We start from the raw sequence: 11,796 nt of genomic DNA on the forward strand, positions 1-11,796 counted from the left end.
CATGCTGGGTGCGGACGCCGCAGCCGACGAGCCGACCTACAACATGTGGTACCCGTCAGCCTAGCGCCTACAAGCCCTAGCTGTGTGTGTGGATTCTAACCTTGTATGAGGGCCGCCGTGACGGGTCGGGAGCGATGCCGTCGCCAACGGCTCGAGCGCGTCTCATCGCGCCGCGCCGGGCCGTGTCCGACCCCGCCGACCGCGCCGCGAGACCGGGTCAGTGCCTGAAGTGTCGGTGGCCCGTCACGACCATCGCCAGGCCCAGCTCGTCGGCGGCGGCGACGATCTCCGCGTCGCGGATCGACCCGCCCGGCTGCACGACGGCGCTCACGCCCGCGGCGGCGGCCGCGTCGAGGCCGTCGCGGAACGGGAAGAACGCGTCGGAGGCGCAGGCGCCGCCCGCGGCGCGCCCGGCCGCCTTCCTGGCCGCGATCTCCACGGCGTCCACGCGGCTCTGCTGCCCGGCGCCCACCCCCACCGCCACGCCGTCCTTGACGAGCACGATCGCGTTCGAGGAGGTGCGGGCGCACACGACGTAGGCGACCTCCAGGTCGCGCCACTCCGCCTCGGTCGGCTGGCGGCGCGTCACGACGCGCCAGCCCTCTCTGCCCTCCAAGGCGTCGGGCCGCTGCACGAGGAAGCCGCCGTCGACGCTCCGCAGGTCGAGCCCGCGCGACCCCGGCGGCGGCAGCGTGATCACGCGCGTGCTCTTGCGCTTGGCCGCCAGGAGCGCCAGCGCCTCGTCCTCGTAGCCGGCGGCCAGCAGCACGTCGGCCTTCGGGTTCTCGGCGATGCGCCCGGCCAGCGCCGCCGTCACCACGCCGGGCAGCGCCACGACGCCGCCGAACGCCGACTTCGGGTCGGCCGCGAACGCGCGCTCGTACGCCGTCGCGAGGTCGCCGGCCACGGCGGCCCCGCAGGCGTTGGCGTGCTTCACGATCACGCAGGCGGTCGCCGGGAGCTCGTGGGCCAGGCGCCAGGCGGCCTCGGCGTCGAAGACGTTGAGGTAGGAGAGCGGGGGGCCGGAGTGCAGCACGGCGCCGTCCCAGAGGCTGCTCTCGCCCACGAGGCGGTAGCGCGCGCCCGGCTGGTGCGGGTTCTCGCCGTACCTCAGCTCCTGCGCCCGCTCCAGCGGGAGGGCGAGGCGCTCGGGCAGGTCGTCGCCGCGGCTCAGGTAGGCCACGATCGCGGCGTCGTAGGCGGCGGTGTGGGCGAACGCCTTCAGCGCCAGCTCGCGGCGGCGCTCCGGCCTCATGCCCGCGTTGAGGTCCGCCAGCACGGCGGGGTAGTCCGCGGGGTCGACGACCACCGTCGCGTAGGCGTGGTTCTTGGCGGCCGCCCTGATCATCGCCGGTCCGCCGATGTCGACCTGCTCCATCGCCTCGGCGTCGGTCACGCCCTCCCTGGCCACGGTCTCGCGGAACGGGTAGAGGTTGCACACGACGACGTCGACGGGCGCGATGCCGTGCTCCTCCAGCTGCGCCAGGTGCTCGGGCGTCCTCAGCGCCAGCACGCCGCCGTGTACGGCGGGGTGCAGCGACTTGACCCGTCCGCCGAGGATCTCGGGGAAGCCAGTGACGTCGGAGACGGCCGTGGCCGGCACGCCGGCCGCCGCGAGCGCGCGCAGGGTGTTGCCCGTCGACACGACCTCGTAGCCGAGTTCGACGAGCCCCCGCGCCAGGTCGACCACCCCGGTCTTGTCCGAGACGGACACCAGGGCGCGCGGCGCCCGTCCCGCCACGGCTACTCGGCCTGGCCTTCCGCCGGCTCCTCAGCGGACGGGGCCTCGTCCCCGTCGTCGGCCTCCGGCTCGGGGGTCGGCACCGTGAAGGGCAGCTCCTCGGCGGCCTCGTCGACGTCGAGGATCACGAACTCGTGCACCTCGATCTGGTCGCGCAGCGAGGCGAGCCACTCGTCCTGGGCCTTCTGCCGGTTCTCGGCCCTGACCGCGCTCTCGACCTGGGCCCTCACGTCCTCGAGGGGCCTGACCCTCTCCGGCGTGCGCTCGGCTACCAGGACCACGTAGCGCTCGACGGTCCGCGGCACCTCCGGCGCGGCGGCGTCGCCCTCGGCCGCGTCGTTCGCGGCGGCGGCGTCGCCCTCGGCGGCAGCGTCCTCGCCGGCGGCCGCGTCGTCACCGGCGGCAGCGTCGTCACCGGCGGCAGCGTCGTCACCGGCGGCCGCGTCCTCGGCCCCGTCGTCGGCCTCTGAGCCGGCCTCCCCCTCCTCCTCGACGGGCCTGTCGATGACGAGGACGTCGGACACCTCCGACTCGCCGTTCGGCAGCGGCTCGAACGCCTCGGTGCCGAAGAGCACGGTGTCGATCTCCTCCTCGAGGTCGCCGGGCCGGACGCGCCCGTGGTCGATCACCGTCCCGCCGAGCTCCTCGGCCGTCGCCGCTGCGTCGGCCCCGTCTAACACCGCCGCGCGGAACTCCTGCGCCGACTCGCCGTCGGCGAACTCGACCTCCCTGACGGTCGCCTCGGCGCTGACCGTGAACGTGTCGATGTTCGTCTCGTAGTACTGCCGGACCTGCTCCTCGGTCACCTCGACGTCGCGGGCGACGTAGTCGAGGGCGGCCTGGGCGATGCCGGCGTGCGTGCCGACGAACTCGGGACCGAGCGTCGCGGCTCCCTGGTAGGCCAGCTCGGTGTTGATGAGCTGCTGCTTGATCGACGGGCGGAAGATCTGGACGATCAGCTCGGCGGTGTCGGGCGAGAGGGCCTGCTGGATCATCGAGTTCGAGTAGGTGGCGCGGTCCAGCTCCACCTCGGTGATCTCGGTGTCGCCCACCGTCGCCACGGCCTCGTTCTCGAAGGACAGCGTGCTCGTCTCGGGGAACTCGACGACCGCGGCCTCGCGCAGCCGCTCGACCTCCGCCTCCAGCACCCCCTGCTTCTTGGCCTCGAGGGCGTCCTCGGCCACCTGGTCGCGCACCTCATCGAGGGGCCGAGTCTGCGCCGGCAGGTACTCGAGCACCTGCACCAGGTAGAAGCCGTCTGGCGCCTCGATGACGTCGGTGAGCCCGGCGCCGCGCAGGGCGAAGACGGCGTTGGCGACGGCGGTCGGGAAGGCGGCGCGGCCCACGGGGCGCGGCTCCGTCTGCCCTTCCTGCGCCCCGACGGCGCCCTGCCTGTCGGCCAGCTCGAGGCTGTGCTCGGCGGCGAGCTCGGCGAACGAGGCTCCGTCCTGCACCTGGGCGCGCAGCTCCTCGGCCGTCTCGCGGTCCGCGACGACGATCTCCCGCGCCCGCACGCGCTCCTCGCTCTGGTAGTCGGACCGGTGCGAGAGGTAGTAGCCCTCGACCTCGGCGTCGCTGACGGTGACGTCGGCGACGACCGAGTCGACCCACTTCTGGCGCTTGAGGTCGTCGCGCAGGGCCTCGCGGAACGTCTGGTCGGTGTAGCCCGCCGAGCGGAGCAGGCTCACGTAGGCGGTGTCGTTGCGCCGGCCCGCCAGGCCGCGCGCCTCGCGGAACTCGTTGACGGCGTCCCTGACCTCGCCGTTGGAGACGCGCATCGGCGCCGCCGCCTGACGGAGGACCTCCTGCCTGATGAGCTCGTCGACGAGCAGCCGCTGCAGCTGCTTCGCGACGGGGCCCTCGCTGACGGCGCTGAACAGGGTGCCCTGCTGCATCCGCAGCACCTCGGCCTCGCGGATCTCGACGCCGTTGACGGTGAGCTGGACAGTCCCGCGCGTCGCCTCGTCGCCGGCCAGGTTGAGCCCCAGCGTGGGCGTGAACGTGATGACCATGCCTAGGAGCAGGCCTGCGGCGACGCACCACAGGATGATCGTCCTGGCCCTCTTGCTGACCTTCATCAGATGTGGTCCTCCAGGGATGCCCAGCGGGGCGTACCGTGGAGGGGCCCGGCTCGGCGCACGCCCCGGAGTCTAACAGACCCGCCTACGCGGGCGTCCCCGCAGCCGATGCTATATTGCTAGGGCTGCCGCGGCGCCGCTTGGGCGCACGGCGGCGCAGGGCGCGCCCGTAGCTCAGCCGGATAGAGCGTTCGCCTCCGGAGCGAAAGGTCACAGGTTCGAATCCTGTCGGGCGCACCATCTACCACGCCCTCCGAGACCGTCACCGCCGCGGCGCGGGCGCGCGACGCACCCTGGGCCACCGGACCCGCTCGGCCGGCTCAGAACCACCTGCCGGGCACGAAGGGAAGCCCGGCGAGGAGCCTGACGCCCTCGGCGAGGGGGGCGTCGTAGCCCCTCGCCAGCTCGCGGTCGTCGACGGTCGCGTCCGCGTCGGGCACGATCCCCGCGTCCAGGGGGCGGCCGTCGGTGAGCTCGAGGTTCGCCACCGCCAGGAGGACCTGGCTGCGGTCGGGGAGCAGGTACGTACGCACGACCTCGACGTTGCCCGACGTCGGCGTGCCGACGACACGGGCCCTGCCGGTCGCCTGCAGCACGGCCGCGGCGACCTCGGCAGCTGAGCTGGTGTCGTCGTCCACTAGCACGACGAGCGGCTCCGTGACGAAGACCGGGGACTCCACCGCGGCCGCGCGGAGGAGCCTGCCGTCCTCCGCCCTGAGCACGGCCACGCCCGCGTCTCCCCCGGACCGGCGCGCGAACGAGGCGGTCCACACGACCCGGCCCCGCGCCACGGCGCGCGCCCAGTCGCCGTCGACGAACGCGCCCATCAGCACGCCCAGCTCGGCGAGGCTGCCGCCCCTGTTGCCCCGCAGGTCGATCACGTACGACCGGGCGCCGCGCTCCCGCAGGTCGGCGAGGAGCTCGTGCGCTCTCGCGCCCGTGCCGGCGAGCGTGAACGAGGGCAGGTAGATGTAGCCCACGCCGTCGTCGAGCAGCTCGGCCGCCGGCGTGCGCTGCAGCTCGGCGTGCGCCAGGTACCGCGGCTCGAGCGAGACCTCGATCTCCTCCCTGCCGGCGCGCAGCAGCCTGAGGTCGACGCGCTCCTCGCCGACGCTCGCGCTCAGCACCAGCCCGACGCCGGCCGCGCCCGCCTTCTCCAGCGAGCGGCCCTGGACAGCGACGATCACGTCGCCGCGCCTCACGCCCGCCTCGTCGGCCGGCGTGCCGGGCAGCACGCGCTCGACCACCACGCCGGCGCCGGAGACCCACCTGACCAGCAGGCCCAGGCTCGGCGTGGGCTCGTCCTGGGCCAGGGCGTCGCGCCACGGGGCGGGACCCCCCAGCCCTGCCCGCGGCGACGCGAGGCCCCACGACGCCACCGCCACGGTCACGCCGTCGCCCGGCGACCCGACCGCCGCGCCCCCGGCTCCGAGCAGCGGCGCCGCGCCGGCAGGGTCGAACGGCGCCGTGATGGGCGCCAGGCCCGGCTCGAGGCCCTCGAGGCCCAGCCAGCGCGAGTGGTCGTCGCCCACCTCGGCCACCATGCGTCGCATCACGTTGTCGAAGCGCGCGCGCCTCTCGGCGTTCAGGGCGTCCTGGCGGTAGCGCGCCGCCCACGCCTCCCAGTCGAGGCGCGACTCGTCCCAGTAGTAGTCCTCGAAGAGGTCGACCGTCGCCTCGAAGACCATCCGGCGCAGCTCGCGTCCCTCGGGGGCGCGGGCGACGGCCAGCTCCTCGCCGGCCGGGGCCGGCGGCACGCCCTCGGAGACGGGCGGCGGGCCCTCCGCGGGCGGCTGGGCGCCGGCCGCGCAGGCCAGCGCCAGCGCCAGCAGCGCCGCGCCCGCGACGCCCGCGCGGCGCGGCCGGCCGCGGCCGCGCCTCACCACGCCGGCTCCTCGGGGTGCTCGGCCCTGAGCCACACGGGCTCGACGATGATGCCCTCGCCGCCCAGGACCGTCAGCGGACGGCCCTCCACGGCGAGGCTCACGGCGTCCACGTCCGCAGGCTGCGACAGCGTGTAGTAGAGCTGGTAGAGGCGCCCCAGCATCGACGCGGTGCCGCCGCCCGTCGTGAACTCGCGGGAGAGGTCCACGGTGAGCACGCCGTCCGCGAGCTCCGCGCCCAGCACGCGCGTGCCCTCCGGCACCGTCGAGGCGAGGCCCCGCTCCGCCTCGGCGTCCGTGGGGCCGGCCGTCAGCGCGGCCACCTGGGCCCGCACCCTCTCCTCGACGTCGTCGCCGCGCCGCGCGACGCGCGGCACGGCCTCGAGCGTGAACCCGCTGCCCGTGTCGCGAGCGAAGTAGACGAGCATGTCGGGCAGGCGCGAGAGCGTGCGCGCCGTGATCACGCCCACGAGCGCCAGCGTCAGCAGCAGCGCCAGGGCGACCACGCGCAGCACGACCGTGCGCATCAGGCCTTCCTGATGGGCAGGTAGCGCGGCTCCCACATCTGCGACGTCACGAACGCGGCCACGTCGTCGGGCGGCTCGACGCGCGCGAGGCCCTCGCCGAGCGCCCGTTCGAAGACCGCGATGGCGACGTGCCGGCTGGCGCGGCGCAGCGCGGAGATCGCCGGGTAGACGGCGCCCTGCGCGATGCGCGCCGGGTCGGTGTACTCGGCCAGCGCCGCGGCCGCGGCCATCAGCATGCCGGGGCTGATGCGCCGGGCGCGCGCCAGGAGCGCCCCGAGACCGAGGCCGGGGAAGACGAACGCGTTGTTGGCCTGGCCCACCGGGTGCTCGGCGCCGTCCCACTCGACGGGCGGGAAGGGGCTGCCGGTCGCGACGATCGCCCGGCCGCCGGTCCAGGCGTAGACGTCCTGGGGCGTCGCCTCGCTGTTCTCGGTCGGGTTCGACATCGCGAAGACGATGGGCATGGGGGAGTTCGCGGCGACCGCCTCCACTACCTCGCGGCCGAAGGCTCCCCCCTGGCCGGAGAGGCCGAGGAGCACGGTGACCCCGGCGCGCCGCACCGTCTCGAGCAGGCTCGGCGGTCGTCCTGCCTCGCCCCAGCCGGCCACGCGCGCCGGGTCCTGGGCGACGCGCTCCTTGTACGCCTCGAGGCCGGGCCGCCCGGCGACGACGAGCCCGCGCGAGTCGACGACGTACACGCGGGCCCGCGCCTCCTCGCGGCTCAGCCCCTGCTCGACGAGCCCCTCGATCACCTGCAGCGCGACGCCGACGCCGCCCGCGCCCGCGCCGTGCACGAGGACCACCTCCTCGGTCAGCGGGCGCTTCGTGCGTCGCGAGGCGGCGAGGAGGCCGGCCAGCGTGACGGCGCCGGTGCCCTGCACGTCGTCGTTGAACGACGGCAGCACGTCCTGGAAGCGCTCGAGCACGGTGAACGCCTTCTGCTTGCTGAAGTCCTCCCACTGCAGCAGGGCGTCGGGGAAGCGGCGCTTGAAGGCGGTGACGAAGCGCTCGACGAAGTCGTCGTACGCCTGGCCGGTGAGGCGCTCGTGCCGCACGCCCAGGTAGAGGGGGTCGTCGAGGAGGTCGGCGCGGTTGGTGCCGACGTCGAGCTCGATGGGCAGCGTCACCGACGGGTCGATGCCGGCGGCGGCCGTGTACAGCGAGAGCTTGCCGATGCAGATGCCCATGCCGCCGAAGCCCTGGTCGCCGATGCCGAGGATGCCCTCGGAGTCGGTCACCACGGCCAGCCTCACGTCGTGGATGGCCGCGCTGTCGAGCACCTCGTCCACCCTGTCGATGTTCTCGGTGCTGACGGTCAGCCCGCGCGGGTAGCGGTAGATGCGGCTGAAGCGCTGCACGGCCTCGGCGACCGTGGGCGTGTAGACGATGGGCATCATCTCCTCGAGGTGCTTCTCGAGGAGGGCGTAGAACAGCACCTCGTTGCGGTCCTGGAGGCTGCGCAGGTAGACGTGCTTGTCGATGTTCGTGGTCGCGCGTTGGAAGTTCCCGTAGGTGCGCTCCACCTGCTCTTCCAGCGTGGCCACGTGCGGCGGCAGCAGGCCCTCGAGCCCGAACTCCCGCCGCTCCTCGGGCGTGAACGCCGTGCTCTTGTTCAGGAGCGGCAGCCGCGTGAGCATGAACCCCGGCAGCGACGTCGCCAGGTAGGGCTCGCCGTTCTCGTCCACGCGCCTCTCGAACTGCTTCATCCGCTCGGGCCTCCTAGTCGCGCGGACCGTCCGGCGGCAGCGGCTCCACGGGGCCGCCGCCCGGCCCTCCCTCCGCCTCGCCGGCCGGGGGCTCCTCCGCAGGGGGCTCGTCGGACGAGGGCTCGTCGGCAGGCGGCTCGTCCGCCGAGGGCTCGTCCGCAGGGGGCTCGTCCGGCGACCCCTCGTCCTGCCCGGGCTCCTCGCCGCCCGCCCCGTCGCCCGCGGGCTCGTCGCCACCGGGCTCGGCGGGGGCCTCCGGCTCGGGAGCGTCCGCGCCGATCCCATCATCGCCCTCCTGCTCCGCTCCCGCGAGCCGCGCGGCCTCGTCGGCGAAGAACGCGTACTCGTCGACGTCGGGCGCGAGCTCAGCCGCGCGGCCGTACGCCGCGGCGGCGTCCTCGTAGCGCCCCTGCTGGAAGGCGATCCGGCCGAGGTAGCCCCACGCCTCCGCGAAGTCGGGCTCGGCGGCGACGGCCTGCTCCAGCAGCTCGATGGCGCCCGCGGCGTCGCCGGCCTCGTAGGCCGCCAGGGCGTCGAAGAACGCGGGACCCGCCACGTCGCCGCGCTCGACGGCGAGCCGCGCGCGGCGCAGGAACCAGGCCGCGCGCTCGTCGTCGGGCTCGAGCTCGAGGACGCGCTCCCAGTACGGCACCGACTCGGCCGCCCTGCCGCCTTCCTGGAGGCTGCGCGCGGCCCACACCCAGGCGTCCACGAACGACGTGTTCGCCTCGGCGGCGGCGACGAAGCGCTCCGTGGCCGTCTCTAGGTCGCCGGCCTCGTAGGCGGCCAGGCCGTCGAAGTAGAGGCGGCCGGCGCGCACCCCGTAGGCCGCCTGTGTCTCGGCCACCGAGAGGAAGTAGGCGGCGCCCCCGTCCTCGGGGCGGGCCTCCGCGACCCGCCGCCAGTGGTCGGCGGCGAGCTGCGGCAGGCCGAGCTCGAGGGCCACGCGCCCGGCCCACACCTCCGCGTCGACGAAGTCCGGGTTCGCCGTCAGCGCGGTCTGGAACGCCTGCAGCGCCCCCTCGAGGTCGCCGGCCTCGTAGGCGGCCACGCCGGCGTGGAAGGAGTCGCTGGCCGCCACGCCGAACGCCACGCGCTGCCGCGAGCGCTCCAGGTAGTAGCGCGCCGTGGCGTCGTCCGGCGCCACGGCCAACAGGCGCTCCCAGAGGCGGGACGCGACCTCGGCGCCCTCGACGTCGCCGCGTTCGAAGGCGATGCGCGCGAGCCAGCGCAGGGCCTCCTCGTCGTCGGGCGCCACCTCGAGGACCGTGAGGTAGTAGCCGGTGGCCGTCTCGTGGTCGCCCGCCTGGTAGCGCGCGTAGGCGAGGTTGTCGGCGGCGGTCGTGAACAACTCGACGTCGGGCGGCGTCCCCTCGGGGGCGGGCGGCGTGCCGGGCAGCTCGCCGCCCTCGGCGAAGTACTCGTCGTAGCTCGCGAACGCGCGCACGTGCCAGCCCATGAGGCCGTAGCCGCGGGCCGCGACGAGCAGCGCCTCGCGCAGTAGCGCCTGGTCGCCGGCCTCCCGCGCCGCCGCGACCGCCGCCTCGGCCGCCACGTAGGCGGCGCGCCACGTCGGCTGGTCGGGGTGCCGGATCTCGCCGCTGGCCAAGGCGTCCAGCAGCGCCTCGCGCGCCGCGCGCAGGGCGCCGGACGCCTCAGTGGCGCCCGCGGCGGGCCCCGCCGGAGCGTCCGCCGGCGGCACCTCGGGCGCGCCCTGCGCCGCGGCCGCGCCGAGGGCCAACGCCATGAGCGCGAGCGCGGGCAGTGCTTGGCGGGAGAGCGCCGTCACGGACATCATCCTCGCCTCCGCCGCGGCGGCGGCGCGTAGCGTGGGCCGGCAGGGGTCAGCGGGGGCTCAGCGGGCGCGGCCGATGAGCCACGCCACCTCGTCCCCCGCCTCCACGACGTAGAGGACGTACCAGCTGGTGCCCATGAAGTCGACGAACGTCACCTTCGTCTGGGTCTCCTGGCCGTTAGGCCCCGCCACGGTGCGCGTCTCGCGCGAGTCCTCGAAGTAACCGGCGGACGCCATCGACGTGATGACGTTGTGGACGAAGGCGGGCCTGAGGTTCGCGGCCAGGCCGCGCGCGATGTAGGCCTCCCAGTCGGTCCAGTCGCCGTTGCCCGGCAGGCGCCTCACCAGGTCGTCGACGCCGGCGCCGACGGCGCGCAGAGTCCCGGACGGGAAGCGCACGCCGCTGTCGAACGTCGCGACGATCGCCGTGGTCGTGAGGACGTCGGCCAGGAGCTGCCCGTGCACGACCGCCGGGCCCGTCAGGGCCAAGGCGAGCGCCGCCGCGCGCGCCACCCGGCGCGCGGCCGCGGCTGGCGACAGGACCTTTCCCACGCCTCTCATGCTAGCACCGCGGCCCCGGCCCGACCTCCGACGCGGCCGCGACGCCCTCGCCGGGCGGGCGCGGCGTACCCTGGGGCCATGTTCCAGAGCCTGGGCGACAGACTGCAGTCGGTGATCGGCGGCCTGCGCGGCCGCGGACGCCTCTCGGAGGCCGACGTGAAGGCGGCCCTGCGCGAGGTCCGCGTGGCGCTGCTCGAGGCCGACGTCAACCTCGAGGTCGCCCGCGACTTCACGAGGCGCGTGCAGGAGAAGGCCGTGGGGTCCGAGGTCCTCACCTCCCTCCAGCCCGACCAGCGCGTGATCGCCATCGTCCACGAGGAGCTCGTCGAGACGCTCGGGGGCAAGAGCGTCCAGCCGGTCCTGAAGGCCGACGGCAACGTCTGGCTGCTCATGGGCCTGCAGGGCGCGGGCAAGACGACCACGGCCGGCAAGCTCGCCTACCGCTACAAGGGGCAGGGACGCCGCGTGCTGCTGGTGGCCGCCGACACGCAGCGCCCCGCCGCACGCGAGCAGCTCAAGGTCCTCGGCGACCAGATCGGCGTGCCCGTGTTCGAGGTCATGGACGGCGAGCGTCCGGCGCAGGTCGCCGAGCGCCTCGCCTCTCACCTGCGCAAGGACTACCGCGACCTCGTGATCGTCGACACGGCCGGCCGCCTGCAGGTGGACGAGGCGCTGATGGACGAGCTCGCCCAGCTCGCCGCGCTGGTGGGTCCCACGGAGAAGGTGCTCGTCGTCGACGCGATGACGGGCCAGCAGTCGCTGCCCGTGGCGCGCGAGTTCGACCAGCGGGTCGGCGTCACGGGCCTGATCATGACCAAGCTCGACGGCGACGCCCGCGGCGGCGCGGCCCTCTCGGCCAAGCACGTGACGGGCAAGCCCATCTACTTCGCGGGCATGAGCGAGCGGATCGACGGGCTCGAGCCGTTCCACCCCGACCGCGTCGCCGGCCGGATCCTCGGCATGGGCGACGTCCTCACGCTCATCGAGAAGGCCAAGGTCCTCGAGGCCGACGACGGACGGGAGATGCGGGACCTCGGCGACTTCACGCTGCAGGACATGCTCGTGCAGATGCGCCGGCTCAAGCAGATCGGCTCGTTCGGCGAGGTCCTCAGGATGATCCCCGGCGCCGGCAAGCTCCTGCCGCCAGGGGCGGAGGTCGACGAGAAGGAGATCGCCCGCATCGAGGCGATCATCTCGAGCATGACGGAGAAGGAGCGCGCGAACCCGCGCATCCTCGACGCCAGCCGCCGGCGACGCATCGCCAAGGGCTCGGGCACGCAGGTGCAGGACATCAACAGGCTGGTGAAGAACTACGAGGAGATGCGCAAGCTCATGAAGCGTATGGGACGAAGAACGGCCGGTCGAGGTGGACGAAGGTCGCTGTTCGGCTGAGAGCTCGATGCTGACCCACGCCTGAGGAAGACGTTTCGACGGGTAAGGCTCAGTTCGGGCCTGAGTTGGGAATGTCTTCACCGCGCGAACGCGTCCTCGATGGGTTAGCCTCT

Annotated in this window: 8 protein-coding genes and 1 tRNA gene; 2 read left to right on the forward strand and 7 right to left on the reverse strand. The window is 74.3% G+C overall.

Going from position 1 to position 11,796, the window contains the following annotated elements; genetic code table 11:
* Positions 1-217: 217 nt before the first annotated feature.
* On the reverse strand, positions 218-1,741 hold the full coding sequence (gene purH, locus VF202_04770; protein HEX7039406.1) for a bifunctional phosphoribosylaminoimidazolecarboxamide formyltransferase/IMP cyclohydrolase: 1,524 nt from the start codon (positions 1,739-1,741) through the stop codon (positions 218-220).
* A gap of 2 nt (positions 1,742-1,743) precedes the next feature.
* Positions 1,744-3,819 carry a peptidyl-prolyl cis-trans isomerase gene (locus tag VF202_04775; GenBank protein ID HEX7039407.1) on the reverse strand — a complete coding sequence of 692 codons (2,076 nt, stop codon included), beginning with the start codon at positions 3,817-3,819 and terminating at the stop codon, positions 1,744-1,746.
* A 163-nt stretch (positions 3,820-3,982) separates the two neighbouring features.
* On the opposite strand from VF202_04775, the gene VF202_04780 reads away from it, so the two are divergent.
* A tRNA-Arg gene (locus VF202_04780) sits at positions 3,983-4,059 on the forward strand.
* A gap of 80 nt (positions 4,060-4,139) precedes the next feature.
* On the opposite strand, the gene VF202_04785 is transcribed toward VF202_04780, so the two are convergent.
* The 5 genes from VF202_04785 to VF202_04805 all read right to left on the reverse strand — a co-directional run bounded on the left by VF202_04785 (position 4,140) and on the right by VF202_04805 (position 10,282).
* A complete protein-coding gene (locus tag VF202_04785) occupies positions 4,140-5,702 on the reverse strand; it encodes a S41 family peptidase (protein ID HEX7039408.1) in 1,563 nt (520 codons plus the stop codon).
* Positions 5,699-6,229, reverse strand: coding sequence for a GerMN domain-containing protein (locus VF202_04790; GenBank protein HEX7039409.1), 531 nt, complete (start codon positions 6,227-6,229; stop codon positions 5,699-5,701). Before VF202_04790 ends, VF202_04785 begins: the two co-directional genes overlap by 4 nt.
* Complete coding sequence (locus tag VF202_04795; protein ID HEX7039410.1) at positions 6,229-7,935, reverse strand: NAD-dependent malic enzyme; 1,707 nt, start codon at positions 7,933-7,935, stop codon at positions 6,229-6,231. The genes VF202_04790 and VF202_04795 overlap by 1 nt, the downstream gene beginning before the upstream one ends.
* A 13-nt stretch (positions 7,936-7,948) precedes the next feature.
* Entirely contained in the window at positions 7,949-9,724 is a 1,776-nt protein-coding gene (locus VF202_04800; protein HEX7039411.1) for a tetratricopeptide repeat protein, read from the reverse strand.
* Positions 9,725-9,790: 66 nt separating this feature from the next.
* Complete coding sequence (locus tag VF202_04805; protein ID HEX7039412.1) at positions 9,791-10,282, reverse strand: hypothetical protein; 492 nt, start codon at positions 10,280-10,282, stop codon at positions 9,791-9,793.
* An 87-nt stretch (positions 10,283-10,369) separates the two neighbouring features.
* On the opposite strand from VF202_04805, the gene ffh reads away from it, so the two are divergent.
* Positions 10,370-11,683 carry a signal recognition particle protein gene (ffh, locus tag VF202_04810; protein ID HEX7039413.1) on the forward strand — a complete coding sequence of 438 codons (1,314 nt, stop codon included), beginning with the start codon at positions 10,370-10,372 and terminating at the stop codon, positions 11,681-11,683.
* The last annotated feature ends 113 nt before the right edge of the window (positions 11,684-11,796 follow it).

The sequence above is a fragment of the Trueperaceae bacterium genome (assembly GCA_036381035.1).
In the GTDB taxonomy this organism is placed as follows: domain Bacteria; phylum Deinococcota; class Deinococci; order Deinococcales; family Trueperaceae; genus DASRWD01.